12 protein-coding genes and 3 pseudogenes are annotated in these 17707 nt (G+C 64.1%); 13 read left to right on the top strand and 2 right to left on the bottom strand.

Annotated elements, in window-relative coordinates:
• From VFJ08_RS00465 to VFJ08_RS00390, 13 genes and pseudogenes are all read left to right on the top strand, one after another.
• Window positions 1-416 (top strand): annotated as a pseudogene (locus tag VFJ08_RS00465) (FAD-dependent oxidoreductase); the annotation flags it as partial.
• Between the two features lie 61 nt (window positions 417-477).
• Window positions 478-861, top strand: coding sequence for a response regulator transcription factor (locus tag VFJ08_RS00460; protein ID WP_324994032.1), 384 nt, complete (start codon window positions 478-480; stop codon window positions 859-861).
• A 496-nt stretch (window positions 862-1357) separates the two neighbouring features.
• Window positions 1358-2191 (top strand): OBAP family protein, encoded by an 834-nt coding sequence (locus tag VFJ08_RS00455; protein WP_324994030.1) that lies wholly within the window; start codon window positions 1358-1360, stop codon window positions 2189-2191.
• Window positions 2192-2230: 39 nt separating this feature from the next.
• Window positions 2231-3084, top strand: a pseudogene (locus VFJ08_RS00450) (SDR family oxidoreductase).
• A 103-nt stretch (window positions 3085-3187) separates the two neighbouring features.
• Window positions 3188-3820: a hypothetical protein gene (locus tag VFJ08_RS00440; RefSeq protein ID WP_324994025.1), complete on the top strand. Its 633-nt coding sequence runs from the start codon at window positions 3188-3190 to the stop codon at window positions 3818-3820.
• A 230-nt stretch (window positions 3821-4050) separates the two neighbouring features.
• Window positions 4051-5088 carry an SDR family oxidoreductase gene (locus VFJ08_RS00435; protein WP_324994023.1) on the top strand — a complete coding sequence of 346 codons (1038 nt, stop codon included), beginning with the start codon at window positions 4051-4053 and terminating at the stop codon, window positions 5086-5088.
• Window positions 5089-5176: 88 nt separating this feature from the next.
• Window positions 5177-6313: a patatin-like phospholipase family protein gene (locus tag VFJ08_RS00430; protein WP_324994021.1), complete on the top strand. Its 1137-nt coding sequence runs from the start codon at window positions 5177-5179 to the stop codon at window positions 6311-6313.
• Window positions 6314-6479: 166 nt separating this feature from the next.
• The gene (locus VFJ08_RS00425) at window positions 6480-7991 is read left to right on the top strand and encodes an FAD-linked oxidase C-terminal domain-containing protein (protein ID WP_324994019.1); all 1512 of its coding nucleotides are present in this window, start codon (window positions 6480-6482) and stop codon (window positions 7989-7991) included.
• Between the two features lie 4 nt (window positions 7992-7995).
• Window positions 7996-9084 (top strand): glycolate oxidase subunit GlcE, encoded by a 1089-nt coding sequence (glcE, locus tag VFJ08_RS00420; RefSeq protein ID WP_324994017.1) that lies wholly within the window; start codon window positions 7996-7998, stop codon window positions 9082-9084.
• Window positions 9085-9093: 9 nt separating this feature from the next.
• Entirely contained in the window at window positions 9094-10347 is a 1254-nt protein-coding gene (glcF, locus tag VFJ08_RS00415; RefSeq protein ID WP_324994015.1) for a glycolate oxidase subunit GlcF, read from the top strand.
• Window positions 10348-10505: 158 nt separating this feature from the next.
• Window positions 10506-11828, top strand: coding sequence for an aminotransferase class III-fold pyridoxal phosphate-dependent enzyme (locus tag VFJ08_RS00410; protein ID WP_324994013.1), 1323 nt, complete (start codon window positions 10506-10508; stop codon window positions 11826-11828).
• A gap of 40 nt (window positions 11829-11868) precedes the next feature.
• A pseudogene (gene ald, locus VFJ08_RS15670) lies at window positions 11869-13004 on the top strand (alanine dehydrogenase).
• A 188-nt stretch (window positions 13005-13192) separates the two neighbouring features.
• Entirely contained in the window at window positions 13193-13828 is a 636-nt protein-coding gene (locus tag VFJ08_RS00390) for a phosphoribosyltransferase (RefSeq protein WP_324994005.1), read from the top strand.
• A gap of 550 nt (window positions 13829-14378) precedes the next feature.
• Here the strand turns inward: VFJ08_RS00390 and VFJ08_RS00385 are convergent.
• Together VFJ08_RS00385 and VFJ08_RS00380 are read right to left on the bottom strand one after the other, a co-directional pair.
• Complete coding sequence (locus tag VFJ08_RS00385) at window positions 14379-16859, bottom strand: chemotaxis protein CheB (RefSeq protein ID WP_324994003.1); 2481 nt, start codon at window positions 16857-16859, stop codon at window positions 14379-14381.
• A gap of 146 nt (window positions 16860-17005) precedes the next feature.
• Window positions 17006-17347 carry a hypothetical protein gene (locus VFJ08_RS00380; protein WP_324994001.1) on the bottom strand — a complete coding sequence of 114 codons (342 nt, stop codon included), beginning with the start codon at window positions 17345-17347 and terminating at the stop codon, window positions 17006-17008.
• Window positions 17348-17707 lie beyond the last annotated feature (360 nt).

The raw sequence follows: 17707 nt of genomic DNA, 5'->3' as shown, positions 1-17707 counted from the left end.
GGGTGCACAAGACGCTACAGAGCTTTGCCAGCCGCGATATTTTCGCGCTGGGCGACTGTGCCGCCATCGACGGCGGGCAAGCGCCGCCGACGGCACAGGCCGCCAGTGAGCAGGCCACCCACCTCGCGCGCGAACTGCCGCGCTATTGCGCCGGCCAGTGCACCGACAACACGCCGCGCGCCTTCGAATATCAGCACAAGGGCACCTTGATGTCGCTGGGCTCGGCCGGCGCGGTCGGGCGTCTGCGCGGCGGGCTGGGCAGCGATCTGCAGGTTCGCGGCCGGCTTGCCGCGGCGGCCTATCGTGGCTTGGAGCGCCAGCACGAGATGATCGTGCTCGGCACGGCGCGCGGTAGCAAACGCCTGCTCTCGGAACTGTTCTCGTCCGGTCACGGGCCGCGAATCAAGGTTCATTAGCGGGGAGCATCGGCTCGAGCGCGCTCCACGTATTTGGTTTTCAAACGCATACGCTGTAGCCATGTTGGGTAGTTCGCGTCAATACTGGGTCGCCGTGGTCGATGACGACCCCGGATTCGCCATGTCCACCGCCGCGCTTCTGAATAGCGATGGTTTCGATACCCGACTATTTGATTGCGCCGAATCGTTCATCGCGGCTCGAGACACGCCGCCGTTTTGCTGCATCATGGTGGATTGGGTGCTGCCGGGCATGAATGGCCCCACGCTGTGCGAGCGCCTGGCGGCGCAGGAATCCCACCCGCCGCTCATCCTCATGAGCGGTACCATGTTCAACGAGCACGACTTGGAGCAGCGTTCGCCGTTGGGGATCGAGTTCCTGCGCAAGCCGTTCGATCCGGAAGGGCTGTTGGCGCAACTGTCGAGCTTGTGCGGGCGAAGCGCGTAAGCGGTTGTTAAAAATAAGTAATACCAATCTTTATAAAATTCATCGATTGCTGCGAAGAAAAATTTATCCGCCAATAAACGCCAATAAACGCCAATAAACGCGAATGAAAGCAACTGTAGGTCGGGTTAGCGCGCAGCGCGTAATCCGACGCCCAAGCGAAGCATGGCCGCCGTGTTTTGTCGGATTACGGCTAACGCCTAATCCGACCTACGCGGATTGATACGTGGTGTTTTTAATGCCCCCGGCCGGGGCGACGAGCACCCGTAGGTCGGATTAGCGCGCAGCGCGTAATCCGACGCTTAACTAGCCGCCGCGGCCAGCGCCGATTGCGGGGCACGCGCGCACCTACCCGGATTTCCCCGTGATAGTTCGCCGTAATGGCTCAAATACATAAGGGTTTGCCCGGACAGACGACCCGCGCCGGCGCCGACCACACTCGACTTCGGCTCCACGGCGAGCGGCGCGTCCCGCTTGCCCGCAACCCGACGGTGATTCGATGTCCAAACACGATCTACTGCCCCATAGGCGCGACCGGCTCCCGGCCCGGACCACGCGCGACCGGCTTCCCGCCGGCACCGAAGGCGCGCTGGGTTTCGCGGCCGGGCTGGCTGTGGCCGGCGGCTTCTGGCTCGGCCGGCGCCTGAGCCGCGCGCTGCCCACCGGGCGCGGTCATCCGGCCAAGCATCGGGCGCTCGACAGCGCCGCCGCGCTGGCCCAGCGCAAGATTCCGCTGGAGTCCATGAATACCTATCTCAACGGCTTTCATATGTATGCCGACGACATGGGCCGCCAGGTCGAGGCCAGTCATTTCTGCATGCATCTGGCGCCGGACCTGCATCAGTGCGTGATCTTCGATTCCAACGCCAATAATGCGCGGCTGATCGGCATCGAATACATTATCAGCGCCGAGCGTTACGAGCGCCTGCCCGACGACGAGAAACAGCTCTGGCACAGCCATCACTACGAGATCAAGTCGGGCCAACTGGTCGCCCCCGGCATCCCCGAGCGGGCCGAACGCGCGTATTTCGAGGATCTGGTGACGACTTACGGCAAGACCTTTCACACCTGGCAGGTCGATCGCGACGATTTCCCCTACGGCGTGCCGCAACTGATGATGGCGTTCACCGGCGACGGCCAGGTCGATCGCGACAAACTGGCCGAGCGGGACAAACGCCTGGGCGTGGACAGCGATAAGCGCCGGGCCAAGCGGGCCGATATTCCGATGCCGCGCGTGCATCCGCAGGCCAACTGCTGGCAAAGCGGCCAGAGCGTGCAGACGACACGCCAACAATGCGCCTTCCATCGCACCGACGGCGGCAGCGACGGCTGAGAGCGGCGCGGCACTTCTCATTTTCGAAGGATCGAGCCCATGAGTGACCAGCATTTCCCCGAACAGAGCCAGTCGAAGCAGCCGGGCGACGAACACGCGATGCAGCCGGAGCCCGAGTTCATCGCCGCCGATTATCGGCCGGCCGGCAAGCTCGAAGGCAAACGGGCAATCATCTCCGGCGGCGATTCGGGGATCGGCCGGGCGGTCGCGGTTCACTACGCCGCCGAGGGCGCCGATGTCCTGATCAGTTATCTGGACGAACACGCCGACGCCGACGAGACCGTACGCCTGGTCGAGCACTACGGCGGGCGCTGCGAAAAGATGGCCGGCGATGTCGGCGATTCGAGCTTCTGCGATGCGGTGGTCGAGCGCGCGATAGAACTTTGGGGCGGCATTAACATCGTGGTCAACAACGCCGCCGAGCAGTACGACTGGCGCGACCTGACCCAAATCAGCGACGCGCAGCTGCAGCGCACCTTCGCCACCAATATCTTCAGCCATTTCTATATGAGCCGGGCCGCGCTGGCGCATCTGGGCGCGGGCGATGTCATCATCGCCACCTCGTCGGTCAATGCGTTCAAGGGCAACGACACGCTGATCGACTACTCCGCCACCAAGGGCGCGTCCAGGGCCTGGTCCGGTCGCTGGCCCAGGGCCTGGTCGAGCACGGCATCCGCGTGAACGCGGTCGCGCCGGGGCCGGTCTGGACGCCGCTCATCCCGGCCAGCTTTAAAGCGGAAAAGACCGCGTATTTCGGCGGCCAGGTGCCGATGGACCGCGCCGCCCAGCCGAGCGAGATCGCGCCCGCCTATGTCTATCTCGCCTGCGGCGAATCCTCGTACATGACCGGCCAGACGCTCCATCTCAATGGCGGCGTCATTCTCAATACGTGAACAGGCTCTAAGGGTTTTCCCCGGCGAAGATCGCGCTTTCAACCGATGGTCGCGGTGCCGACGCGCCGCCATGCTCCGGCTTCCCTAGTGATAGGAGCAGGTGATGTGGGATTTCATGGTCGCCAACGCGCAAGCGCTGTCGGTGATCGCCAGTTTCGGCACGATGCTCATATGGTTGTTCTATGCGCACTTGCTGTATCAGGCCTTCAAACGGCAGCGACAGGCGCGGCTGCTGATCAATCAGGCCTGGGGCCAGGGGGTCAATTCGGTGGCGATCGTGAGCAACATGAGCCACGAGCCGGTTTATATACAGTGCGTGATGCTCAGCTTTTGTTTGCACGACGGGCGTAAGTTTCGTACCGCGGTCACCGATTTCGACGATGCCGAGCCCTGGAACGGCCGTAACAATCCGGACGACGTGACGCGTCAAGGCCCGCTGGGGCCCGCGTCGCACATGAATTTTGGCACCTTTCGCTCACTGATACTCCGATCCGCGCAGCACCACGGTCTGACCGTGCACGAGGCCGACCCGATGGAAGATATCGGCTTGCGGGATTTCAAGATCACCGTGATCTGCAACTACGGGCCCTCGGGCAAGACCATCGGCGTGCAGCGCGCGTTTCTTCTTTACGGCCAACACAACAAGAAGCTCAAACCAACTTCGCTCGACAATCGGCGTCTGGAAAGTCGTATGGCGCAACGGAAACTAAAGCGCTGGCTTAGCGAAGAAATGTAGTGCTCCAGTACATCAATGGGCAGATCCTGTTGCCTTTTTTCTTGACGATTCGGTCTTGATTAGACAAAGGGCTATAGGGTTCGCTCTTGCGCTTATATCGGAATCCCCCGCGTTGCGTAGTTTCCCGTTGACGAACGTGCGACTACACGCTTAGTTTTTAATTTCGGCCACAAACCACGGTGAATTGTCAGGATATGTCGGTTTAGTAATAACATCAAAAGGTTGTGTATATGCGACTAAAAGCGATCGAAGATCAGGTCATGGTCATTACGGGAGCGTCCAGCGGCATGGGTCTGGTGACGGCACGCGCGGCCGCGCGCCGCGGCGCCCGTCTGGTACTGGTCTCGCGGGACGAAAAAACGCTGAATAAGCTGGCCGAGGAATTATCCATGAAAGGCGGCCGCGCCATTGCCGTGCCCGCCGACATGACCGTCGAAGCCGACGCACAACGGGTGGCGGACCAAGCGATCGAACATTTCGGCGGTTTCGACACTTGGGCCAACATTGCCGGGCTGACGATCTACGGCTCAATCGAAGAGGTCGAGCGCGAAGACCATCGCCGGCTTTTCGAGATCAACTACTGGAGCACATTCAACGGCTCGCTGGTCGCCGCCAAGCACCTGCGCGAGCGCGGCGGCGCGTTGATCAACATGGGCAGCATCCTCTCCGACATGAGCGTGGCCTACCAGGGCACCTATTGCGCCTCCAAGCACGCGGTCAAGGCCTTCACCAACGCGCTGCGCATGGAGCTGGAGGCCGCGCATGCGCCGATCAGCGTCACGCTCATCAAGCCCTCATCCATCGATACGCCGTTGCGCCACCACGGCAAGAACTTTTTCTCCAAGGAGCCGCAAAACCCGCCGCCGGCCTATGCGCCGGAGCTGGTGGCCGAGACGATCATCCAATGCGCGCAATTTCCGCGCCGGGAGATCGTCATCGGCGGCGGCGGGCGGCTGCTGACGTTGCTCACCAACCTCGCGCCGCGCCTCGCCGAGTTGTTCCTGGAGAAGACGGCGGTTCGCCTGCAAACGACCAAAAACCCTGCCGGCCCGCGGGATAAAAACAGCTTGTACGCTCCTTCCGAAAACGGTCGGGAGCGGGGCGGCTCGAAGTGGGTGTTCGAGCACAGCCCGTACACGCAAGCCCAGCTCAAACCGGCGACGGCCGCCGCTATCGGGATCGGTATCGGCGTGGGCGTCTTGACGACCGCGCTGCTCGCGCCCAAACGTTCTTCGCGAAACCGCGCGCTGCGCCGGCTGCGCCGCTAACTAAGCTGCGGGCAGGGCAGGGGCGCACATTTTTGCCGGAGCGGTCGGTCTTCGTCCAAGCGGCGCGACAATTTCAAGGAGCCTGGCCGTGACAGCCCATAAGCTATCTGAAAATCAAGATTTCGTACTCGTTCTGCAAGGCGGCGGCGCGCTCGGCGCCTATCAGGCCGGCGTCTATCAGGCGCTCGACGAGGCCGGCGTTTGCCCGGACTGGATCATCGGCACCTCGATCGGCGCCATTAACGGCGCGCTGATCACGGGCAATGCGCCCGATAACCGCGTCTCCCGGCTGCGTGAGTTCTGGCATGCAATCAGTTGCGACGATTTCGAGACTTGGCTACCGAGCGCGTTACGGCACTCTCAATTTATCAGCCATATGAATGCGTTGCGGGTCCAGCTTTGGGGCGACCCCAGTTTTTTCCTGCCCCGTTGGACATTGGGCTTCAAGGCCTTGATGGGCTTGAAGCCCGAAACCGCCAGTTTCTACGATACCCGCCCGCTGCGCCGTACCTTGAACCAGTACATCGATTTCGATCAGCTCAACGCCGGCGATATTCATCTGAGCGTGGGCGCGGCCAGCGTGACCCGGGGCGAAATCGCCTATTTTGAAACTATTCGTGAGCGGCTGCGCGTGGAGCACGTTCTCGCGAGCTGCTCGTTGCCGCCGGGCTTTGCCGCCACCCGGGTGGATGGCGATATTTACTGGGACGGTGGCGTATGCTCCAACATGCCGCTGGAAAAGTTGCTCTCTGATGACGCGAGCCGCAACCGCGACAGCTTGTGCTTTATGGTGCAACTATGGAATCAAGAAGGCTCGGAGCCGTCTTCGCTCATGGACGTATCCGCGCGGCAAAAGGAAATCGGCTACGCCAGCCGCTATCGTCACGAAATCGAGGCGTTCCAAAATACGCACCGCCTGCGTCACGCCATTAGCGAGTTGTTCGAAGCGCTGCCGGAAAACAAGCGCGCCTCGGACAGGTTCAAGGCGTTAAGCGAGCTGGGCTCGAACCGGCGCATGGACATCGTGCGCCTGGGGCGAAAAACGCATGAATGGGAGCTGTCGACAAAGGACATCAATTTTTCCTGGGCGACAGTTCGGGAACGCTGGGAGCATGGCTATCAAGACGGCCACAAAGCACTCCGGCAAGCGCCGTGGCAACGCGAGGATCACGCCCGCGAGGGGGTGTTCACCCACGAAATCCGTTCGGCGGAAGAAGATTATTGAGCCGATGCCGAAAAGCTGTATCGGGGCGGTTAAATCCTTGTATCGGCGTGCCGCGCCCGAGCGCTTGACCCGCTTCATGCCGGGCGTATAGTCAAATCCAAACGCGGCCGCCGCCGCCGAAAGGCCCGACGCCGAACGGCTCATGACGCGGCTAACGGAGGAGAGCATGCCGGAATTGCCCGCTGCCGAAGCAGCCGGGGCGACTACGCTCGCGCGCGTCTCGGCGCACAAGGCGCGGATACGGGCGGCGCTTGTCGCCGAGTTGCCCGAGGATATCGTGCTGCACGCCGCGGAGGATTTGCGGCCGTTCGAGTGCGACGGCCTGTCGGCGTATCGGCGGCTGCCGATGATCGCGGTGTTGCCCACCACCGTCGAACAGGTTCAGAGCGTGCTGCGGATCTGTCATGCCCACGACACGCCGGTGGTCGCGCGCGGCGCCGGCACCGGCCTGTCGGGCGGCGCACTGCCGCTGGAATCGGGCGTGCTGCTGTCGCTGGCCAAGTTCAACCGCATTCTGGATATCGATACCGCGAACCGGCGCGCCACGGTCCAGCCCGGCGTGCGCAATTTGGCGATCTCGCAAGCGGTCGATCATCTCGGGCTGTATTACGCGCCCGACCCGTCGTCGCAGATCGCCTGTTCGATCGGCGGCAACGTGGCCGAAAATTCGGGCGGCGTGCATTGCCTGAAATACGGGCTCACCACCAACAACATCGTGCGGCTCGAGATCGTGACCATCGAGGGCGAGCGCCTGACCATCGGCGGCGCGGCGCTCGATTCTCCGGGCTACGATTTGCTGGCGCTGATGACCGGCTCGGAAGGCTTGCTCGGCGTGATCGTCGAGGTCGTGGTCAAGTTGCTGCCCAAGCCCGAGCTGGCCCAGTGCGCGCTGATCGCTTTCGACGACGTGCGCGCCGCCGGCAACGCCGTGGCCGCGATCATCAAGGCCGGCATCGTGCCGGCCGGGCTCGAAATGCTCGACAACCCGGCGATCCGGGCCACTGAGGATTTCGTGCACGCCGGCTATCCGCGCGAGGCGGCCGCCATCCTGTTGTGCGAGATCGACGGCGCCGCCGGCGAAGTGGCCGACGACATGGCCCGCGTGCGCGCGGTGGCGGAGGCCGGCGGCGCCACCGAGATCCGTATCTCGCGCGACGACATGGAGCGGGCGCTGTTCTGGGCCGGCCGCAAGGCCGCGTTTCCGGCCATGGGGCGTATCTCGCCCGACTACTACTGCATGGACGGCACGATACCGCGCCGCGCGCTCGCCGAGGTGCTGATCGGCATCGGCGAGCTGTCGGCGCGCTACGGCCAGCGCGTGGCCAATGTCTTCCATGCCGGCGACGGCAATTTGCATCCGCTGATTCTCTACGACGCCAACCGGCCCGGCGAGTTGGAGAACACCGAGGCCTTCGGCGGCGCGATTTGCCGGCTGTGCCTGGACCACGGCGGCACCATCACCGGCGAACACGGCGTGGGGGTGGAGAAAATCGACCAGATGTGCGTGCAGTTTCCGGCCGCCGAACTGGCCCAGTTCCATGCGGTCAAGGCGGCCTTCGACGACAAGACCCTGCTCAATCCCGGCAAGGCGGTGCCGACGCTGCACCGCTGCGCCGAATTCGGCGCCATGCACGTGCACCACGGCGAATTGCCGCATCCCGAACTGGAACGGTTGTAGCGCCGTGGCCGATCCCCGCGATTCCAGAGCCGACGCGCTGGCCGCGCAGGTGGCCGAGGCGCGGGCGAGCCGGCGCGCGCTGGCCATCGCCGGCGGTAACACCAAAGCGTTTCTCGGCGAAGCGCCGGCCGAACCCGCTGCGCAACGGCTCGATCTGCGCGCGCACCGCGGCATTGTGAGTTACGACTGCGGCGAACTGGTAATTACCGCGCGCGCCGGCACGCCGCTGGCCGAGATCGAGGCCGCGCTGGCGGCCGAGGGCCAGTGTCTGGCGTTTGAGCCGCCGCATTACGGCGCGGCCGCCACCCTGGGCGGGACCATCGCCGCCGGCGTGTCCGGGCCGAGCCGGCCCTACGCCGGCGCCGCCCGCGATTTCGTGCTCGGCGCCCGGATCATCAACGGCCGCGGCGAAATACTGCGCTTCGGCGGCGAGGTGATGAAGAACGTGGCCGGCTACGATCTGTCGCGGCTGATGGTCGGCGCCTTCGGCACGCTGGGCGTGCTGCTCGAAGTCAGTCTCAAGGTGCTGCCGGCGCCGCGCTTCACGCGCACCCAAATGTTCGAATCCGACCAGGCCACGGCGATCGAGCGCTTCAGCGCCTGGGGCCTGCGGCCCTGGCCGATCACGGCGGCGTACTGGGAAAACGGCGCGGCCTATGTGCGTCTATCCGGCGCCCGGTCCTCGGTCGCGGCGGCGATGGAAGCGCTCGGCGGCGAAACGCTGGCCGATGCGGATGCCTTTTGGGCCGACGCTCGCGAGCATCGGCGTACGTTTTTCACCCGGTCTGATCCGCCGCTCTGGCGGCTGTCGGTCGCCCCGGCCACGCCGCCGCTCGATCTCGACGGCGAGACCGCCGTCGACTGGGGCGGGGCCCAGCGCTGGCTCGTTTCCGACGCCCCCGCCAAGACGATACGGGATGCGGTGGCCGCTCATGGCGGGCACGCCAGCGTCCACGGCAATATTTCCGGCGGCGGGATCACACCGCGTCAGCATCCCATGCCGGCGGCGTTGCTGCGTCTGCAGCAACGGCTCAAGCAATCGATGGACCCGGCCGGCATCCTCAATCGCGGCCGGCTCTGTTCCCAGTTCTAGGTCTTACCCATGCAGACATCGATTATCGACGCCCTGCGCGATACCGAGGACGGCCGCGAGGCCGATCGTATCCTGCGCGCCTGCACGCACTGCGGTTTTTGTACCGCGACCTGCCCGACCTATCAGGCGCTCGGCGACGAGCGCGACGGCCCTAGAGGCCGTATCTATTTGATCAAGCAGGTATTGGAAGGCGAAACGCCGAGCCATAAGACCCAACGCCATTTGGATCGCTGCCTGACCTGCCGCGCCTGCGAGACCACTTGCCCGTCCGGCGTGGAATACGCCAAACTCGCCGATATCGGCCGCGATCTGGTCGATCGACAGGTCGAGCGCCCGCTAGGCGAGCGCGGGCTGCGCTGGGCGCTGAGCCATGTGGTGGCGTATCGGCGCCGCTTCGCGGTCGTCAACGCGCTGGGCCAGTTCGCGCGCCCGTTGCTGGTCGGCCGGCTGGCGCCGCTGCGCCAAAAACTGCCGCCGCGCCGGCCGCGCGTGGATTGGCCGCGAGCCACCGATGCCAAGCGCCTGATGCTCGTGCACGACGGCTGCGTGCAGCCGGTGGCCACACCGAACACCAATGCCCACGCCGCGCATATTCTGGCGCGCCTGAACATCCGTCTGGTCGCTCCTGCGGCGGCCGGTTGTTGCGGGGCGTTGTCGCAGCATCTTTCCCATCGCGAACAAGCCCGCGACTTCGCGCGCGCCAATATCGACGCCTGGTGGCCCTATATCGAACAGGGCGCGGAGGCGATCGTGATTACGGCCAGCGGCTGTGGCGCGTCGATCACCGAATACGGGTATATGCTACGCAACGATGCCGCCTATGCCGAGAAGGCGGCGCGGGTCTCGGCGTTGGCGCGCGATCTCAGCGACGTGCTGGCCGCCGAGGATTTGTCCGCGCTCGGCGATATCGGCGGCGGCCGGCGGGTGGCTTATCATCCGCCGTGCACACTGCAGAACGCGCCCGGGCTGCACGATCATGTCGGCGCGGTTCTGGCGCAGGCCGGCTATCAGCTCACGCACGTTGCCGATGCGCATCTGTGCTGCGGTTCGGCAGGGACTTATTCGATCCTGCAGCCGGAGATGGCGAATCGGTTGCGCTCCGACAAGCTACGGTCGCTCGATGCGGACGAGCCCGAAATGATCGTCACGGCCAACGTCGGTTGTCAGTTGCATCTGGAGGCCGCGGCCGGGCGGCCGGTACGCCATTGGATCGAGCTACTGACGCCCGAAGCGCTCGGCGCGCCGTCGCGACAAGCGGCCTGAGGCTATTCCGCCGCCGCGCGCCGGGCTTTTTCGATACGCGTTCCAGGGCGACCCTGACAACACGTCAGAAAGCGTTAACGCTAAATAAAAACTTTAATATTTAACCACGTATGAGGCCAGGTTTATCCTGGCCCATCGTTCATCGACCGGAGTTCGTGATGGCCGACATCGCAGAAGCGTTGAATTTCGATAGCTATTGGATGCCGTTTTCCGGTAATCGGCAGTTCAAGACCGAGCCCAAGCTGATCGTGGCGGCCGAGGGCTGCCACTACACCGACGCCGACGGCCGCCGCGTCTTCGACAGCCTGTCCGGCCTGTGGTGCGTGAGTTTCGGCCACGGCCGGGCGGAAATCGCCGAGGCGATCGCGAGTACGGCGAAGACGCTCGACTATGCGCCGCCGTTTCAGTACGCCCATCCCATGGCTTTCGAGCTGGCCGAGCGGGTGAGACGCCTCGCGCCGGCGGGCCTGGAACATGTGTTCTTCACCAACTCCGGTTCCGAATCCGCCGATACCGCGATCAAGATCGCGCGCGCCTACTGGACCCGGCGCGGCCGGCCGGAAAAAGCGCGCCTGATCGGCCGCGAGAAGGGCTATCACGGGGTCAATGTCGGCGGCACCGGCGTGGGCGGCATCCCGGACAACCGCGCTTGGTTCGGCGACATGCTGGCCTCCGAGCACCTGCCGCATACGCTGATCGAGGGCAATCGCTTCACGCGCGGCGTGCCGGCGCACGGCGCCGAAGTCGCCGATGTTCTCGAACAGCGCATCCTCGAACACGGCGCCGAAACCGTGGCGGCGGTCATGGTCGAGCCGGTGAGCGGCTCGGGCGGGGTGATCGTGCCGCCGGCCGGGTATCTCGAGCGCCTGCGCGAGATCTGCGATCGCCATGACGTGCTGCTGATTTTCGACGAGGTGCTCACCGGGTTCGGCCGGCTCGGCGCCGCCTTCGGCGCCGATCTGTTCGGCGTGACGCCCGACATCATGACGTTGGCCAAGAACCTGACCAACGGCGCGGTGCCGATGGGCGCGGTGGTGACGAGCGACGCGATTTACGATGCCTTCATGGCCGCCGATCTGCCGCGGCACGCGGTCGAACTGGCCCACGGCTACACTTATTCCGCCCATCCGCTGGCCTGCGCGGCCGCGCTGGCGGCCATGGATATCTTCGAAAACGAGCGCATGGCCGAGCGCGCGGCCGAACTGGCGCCGTATTTCGAACAACAATTGCACGGCCTGCGCGCCGCGCCGCATGTCGTGGATATCCGTAATCTGGGCCTGGCCGGCGCACTGGAAATCGAGACCGCCGGCGACGATCCGACGTGCCGGCCCTGGGCGATCGCGAACGCGGCCTGGGAGCGCGGCATGTACTTGCGTTTCGGCGGCAACACGGTCCAGCTTGGCCCACCCTTCATCGCCGAGCGCGCCGATATAGATTTCATGTGCGACGTGCTCGACGCGGCGATCCGCAGCGTCGATTGAGCCGATCGGCCACGGCCGTCACCCCGAGGAAAAACGAATCATGCATGTTGGTGTGCCCAAGGAAATCAAGGACGCCGAGGCCCGGGTCGGTCTGACGCCGGCCGGCGCCCGCGATCTGGTCGCCCACGGCCATCGCGTGTCGGTCGAGAACGATGCGGGCCGCGCGGCCGGCTTCGCCGATGCCGTCTATGTCGAGCAGGGCGCCGAGATTCTGGGCACGGCCGATGCGGTGTTCGAAACGGCCGATATGATCGTCAAGGTCAAGGAGCCGCAGCCGGCCGAATATAAGCGCCTGCGCGAGAACCAGATTTTGTTCGCTTATTTGCATTTGGCGCCCGATCCGAAACAGGCGCGCGGCCTGATCGATGCCGGCTGCACCGCCATCGCCTACGAGACCGTCACCGGCGCGAACGGCGGCCTGCCGCTGCTCTCGCCGATGAGCGAAGTGGCCGGCCGGCCGGCTGTCGGTGCAGGCCGGAGCGAACACGCTGGAGAACGTGGCCGGCGGCGCCGGCGTGCTGCTCGTGCTCGGCGGCGTCCCGGGCGTGCCGGGCGCGCGGGTGGCCGTGATCGGCGGCGGCGTGGTGGGCGCTAATGCGCTGCGCATGGCGATCGGACTCGGCGCCGACGTCTCCGTGCTCGACCGGTCCATCGACCGGCTGCGCGCGCTCGACGAAGCCTATGGCAACCGCCTGACCACGCTGTATTCGAACACCGATAACCTGGAACGCGCGGTGACCGGGGCCGATCTGGTCATCGGCGCCGTGCTGCTGCCGGGCGCGGCCGCGCCCAAGCTGGTGACCCGCGAGATGATCGCGGCCATGCGCCCCCGGCAGCGTGGTGGTGGATGTCGCCATCGACCAGGGCGGCTGCTTCGAGACCAGCCGCCCCACCAGCCACGCCGCGCCGACCTACGTTGTCGATGGCGTGGTGCATTATTGCGTGACCAACATGCCCGGCTGCGTCGCGCGCACGGCGACCTTCGCGCTCACCAACGCCACTTTGCCCTACGTGCTACAGCTCGCCGACAAGGGCTGCAAGCGCGCGCTGGCCGACGACCTACATATGGCCGCCGGCCTCAACGTGCATCGCGGCGCGGTGACGCATGAAGCCGTGGCCGCCAATCTCGGCTACGACTACACCCCGGCCCGCGACGCGCTCGCGCTATCCGAATGATTTACCGCGTCGAGAAAATGCCATGCGTTCGACTGCAACGTACGGCCGCCGGTAGCCCCAAGGGCGACCCCTTGCATTGTTCAGTAACCATGCGGCTTTCGGGCCGCCGGCGCGCGGCGCTATAAATCCAGTCCCGCCGAGCGGCGCCGACGCGGCCCGCTTGGCGAAGCCGTACCGGGGGATGATCGATGACCGTGTTTGCCGATCGTCGCGAGGCCGGGCGCCAACTCGCGCGGCATTTATCGGGCGCCGGCCCGGATGTAACGGTTCTCGGCCTGCCGCGCGGCGGCGTGCCGGTGGCGTTCGAAGTCGCCCGGGCTTTGCACGTGCCGTTGGATGTGTTCGTGGTGCGCAAGATCGGGGTGCCGGGCCACCCCGAACTGGCGATGGGGGCGATCGCGAGCGGCGGCGGGCGTGTTCTCAACCAGCGTGTCATCGAGCAGTTCGGCGTTTCGGAAAAGACATTCGAAGCCGTGGTCGACAAAGAACGCGCGGAACTTGCCCGCCGTGAGCGTCTATATCGCGGCACCGGCGAGCCGGCGGCGCTGACCGGGCGCGAAGTGATCCTGGTCGACGACGGTCTGGCCACCGGCGCGAGTATGCGGGCCGCGGTCGAGGGCGTGCGCCAGCTCGGCGCCGCGCGGGTCACCGTTGCCGTTCCGGTGGGCGCGGCCGATACCTGCGCCTGGTTCGAGCAATTCGTGGACCGGGTAATCTGCGTGCGTCAACCCGCGCCGTTTTACGGTGTCGCGCAGGGCTACGGCGTGTTCGACCAAACCGGCGACGCAGAGGTGCGCGCGCTGCTCGATCGGGCAAATGAATAATACCAGTCCTCATAAAGATTGATCGATCTTCATGAAGCCAGAATTCGTCCGCAAATGAACGCCAATAAACGCGAATGAAAGCGAGAAAAGCGTATAAGCGCGTCTTATTCGCGTGCATTTGCGTTTATTTGCGGACTGTTTTTGGCCGGTAGGTCATTGCTTTTGCAGGTTGGTATAACCCGTAGCCCAAGGCTTTTCGCCGAATTGGGGTACCCGGGCGGCGGTTGCGTTCGTTGCGAGACGCTAAGCCGAGGGTAGAGGCCGCCGCGCCGCCCGAGTTCGATCAGGATCACACGGCCATGGCCGGGCCGATAATCGGGCGATACCCTAGGATAAGTGGTGTTGCCACCGGACCGGGTGGAAAAGCCTCGCATAAAGCGTTATGGAGAAAGGCTCAAACGACCGGTGCTGGGGTATTAACCAGCCAAGGGGGGCAAGCCGGTCAGGGGGGTCTACACCGGCCGCTTGAGCCGTACATCTTATTCTGCGTTCGAGCGTAACGTTTGTCTGTACGGTATATTACCTATCCGTCGAGGGCTGGCCCAATCGTTTATTCGCGCGGCGCGGATTGGTCTTGCGCCGTCGGCAGCTTGAGATGGAAAGTCGCGCCCTTGCCGGGCGCGGATTCGGCCCACAGCCTGCCGTCATGGTTTTCGGTGATCGAGCGGCATAGCGCCAGCCCCATGCCCATGCCGTCGAGCTTGGAGGTATAGAAGGCGTCGAAAATCGCCCCGATTTTATCGATCGGTATGCCTTCGCCGGAATCGCTGATCGTCAGTTGTACGTGATCGTCGTCGGCCGTGAAGGTGCGCACATGCAGTTTGCGCGCCTCGGGTTCGATGCTTTCCATCGCGTCGTAGGCATTGATGATCAGGTTGACGACGACCTGCTCGATCTGGACCGCGGAGCACAGGATATCCGCCAACGGGCTGCCGAGTTCGAGCCGTATCTCCACGCCCACCTTGCGCGCGATGGCCTCGGTCAACGCCATGGCGTTGTTCACCAGCGAGTTGAAATCGACCCGGGACATGCCGAGTTCGCGCCGGCCGACGAACTCGCGGGTGCTGTCGACGATATCGGTCGCGTGGCCGACCTGGTCGGCGATGGCCCGCATATAGGGCGCGGTTTTCTCGACCGGCTGATTGTTGTGCATCATCCGCGTCACGGCGCCCGCATACGCGTTGATGGCGGCCAGCGGTTGGCGCATATCGTGCGCGAGGGTGCTCGTGAGTTCGCCCAGCGTGGCCATGCGCTGCAGATAAACCAATTCGGATGGATGGCCCGCGTCTTCCATATGCAGGCGGGACTGTCGGCTCCCGCCGCTCATGATCAGGTAGCAGCCCAGCACGTCGTCGTCGACGATATGCGGCGTATAGTTGACCTGGTAGACGCCGTGACGGTCCGCCGACGCGCGTTCGTCGATGTCCAGCTCGCCGCTGACGCTTCGTCCGTCGAAGGCCCGCCGGATATAGAACTGCATCGCCTCCCGGGTTTCGCCGTCGACCCAATCCTTCAGGGGCGCATCGGGCGCCGGCGCGCCCTCGGCCGAGAATAGTTGACGCCAGCTCGTGTTGCATAGCCGTACCCGGTCGTCCCGATCGATATAGGCGATCGGCAGGGGCACCGCGTCGATCGCGAGCTGGAATTGCGCCTTGACTTGGCGGATCCATTCTTCGGTTTGCTTGTGCTCGGTCTGCAACTCTTCCTTGGAGGTCTCGAGCTCCTCGTTCATCGACAGGATTTCTTCGTTCGAGCTTTTCAGATCCTCGTTGGAGGCTTCGAGCGCCTGAATTGTCGTTTGCAACTCGCGCCGGGTATCGTCGAGCTCGTCGTAGAGCTGGCGCACCAGATCGTCGGGGACGGTCTGCTCCGATGTCGCGGCGGGTCTTTGTTCGATCGGCTCGAACGTCACCATCATCATGCCGCGCGCGAGCGCCGGGCGCTGTAGCGGCCGGGCGACGATGCGCAGCGACGACGTGCCGGTGTTGTTGAGCGTGGCGATGCCTTCGCAGCGGGACTCGTCGCGAAACGCACGATGAACCACCGCGCGCAGTGGATCGCGATACGCATCGTGCACCATGTCCATCAGGTCGAGCGAGGTCTCGCCCAGCGGCAGCGTGAAATAGTCCTGGACGGGCCCGTAGCTACACAGAATTTCCAGCTTGCGGTTGACCACCACCGCCGCCGGAACATGCTCCCGCAGCAGAATATTGCGCGCTGCCTTTTCCATTTCCTCGATACTGCACGGGGCGGTCTGCGACGACGCGTCGCGATGAAGCGGCGGGCGATAGGTCTCGGGTGCGCGCGGCAGACGCTGCGCGCGCCGTCGATCGAGCCCGATGCGTTGAAAAAGCCGTTGGTCCTTGGCGCCGACGCCGGCGGACGACCGGGTATCCCAGAGGCCGCGGTTCGCCTCCAAATGGTTGCAAAGCGGCTCGGCCAGTTCGGGCGTATCGCCGGCGAAATCGACGGCCACACCGTCCATCGTCGCCTGGGGCATGCCGTCGAAATCGGCGGACTCGGGCGATTGGACCATGACGAGCCCGCCGTGCGCCTTGATCGCTTTCGCGCCGTTCGCGCCGTCGCTGCCGCTGCCCGACAGCACGATGCCGATCGCCGCGTTTTTTTTCGCCGCCGCCAGTTCGCGAAAGAAGATGTCGATGAAGCCGACCAGCGCGCTGTGCTGGCGCTCGGACGTAAGCCGCAGGGTGTTGCCCGTGATGCCCGCCCGGCAGCCCGCCGGCACAATATGGACACGATCGGATTTAAGCTCCATCCCGTCTTCTATTTCAACCACTTCAAGCTTCGTGTGCCGGCGTAGAACATGCGCCATTTCGGATCTGTGGTCGGGATCGAGGTGCATGATGGACACGAACGCCGCGCCCGTATCCTCGGGCATAACATCGAATAAGCGCTGAATCTGCTTTACGCCGCCGACCGATGCGCCGATGGCCACCACCGGCAGCACGGGTTGCTCGCGCTTGGCTTTCTCGCGCTTGGTTTTAAGGTCGTCAGGGGTTTCGTCCCGCATAGGGCAAATCGGTGGTCGGCAAGGGCCGGTGTTCGTCGGTTACCGTATGAGGATACAGAGAGCCCCGCGATAGCGGGGCGGCCCGCGGCTACGCCTTTGGTCGGGAAGCTGGATAAAAAGCGCGGCCGGTCGCCGCGCAAGTCATCTCAAAAGCCGCCGATTGCGGGACGAACGGCGGAAGAGGCGGCGGCAAGAATACGATCGGGCCGGTCGGTACGCCGCGTCAGGTAGTTGGTCCAGTAACGCCAAGCGCGGTCGGTGAACCAGCCCGGCTCCGCCGATGCCATCACGGCGTTCAGGAATGCGTTGTCGGTCAGATCGATCAATTCGCAGATGTCGGCATAGGTGCCCACCGTCATCAAATGCGCGGCGACGCGCGCCACGGTCTCGGAAGGTTCGAGTGTCGGCGGCCGATCGCGGTATTTCACCGCGACCCGAGCAAGAAAGATATATAAATCGTCGGATTTATCGGTTCGATTGCTTTGCATGGCTTTTTTGCCCTCAAGAATTGCTGCGAATTCTGGATCGGAAAGCCGATGGATGAGTATTAGGTATTGCCCTAGTGAATGTAGGATGGCGCCGGCTTGGCCTGAAAATGCCGATTATTCATGGGCATGGGCCGCTGGTTCATAATACATGGTTCGCATGCGATAAAGTTATTGTCTAATATTCGAGTATATAAGTAGAATATGAACAAAATAATAATCATCACCTCGATAAACGCATGAACACGCGTAGGTCGGATTAGCGCGCAGCGCGTAATCCGACGCCAATGGGATATTGCCGCCGTATTCTGTCGGATTACGGCTAACGCCTAATCCGAACTACGCGTAACATATTGTTTTTAG

It is taken from the genome of Salinisphaera sp. (assembly GCF_035690525.1).
Taxonomy (GTDB): domain Bacteria; phylum Pseudomonadota; class Gammaproteobacteria; order Nevskiales; family Salinisphaeraceae; genus Salinisphaera.
The sequence above is the reverse complement of the archived record's forward strand: the minus strand, read 5'-3'. Positions and strand labels throughout refer to the sequence as shown.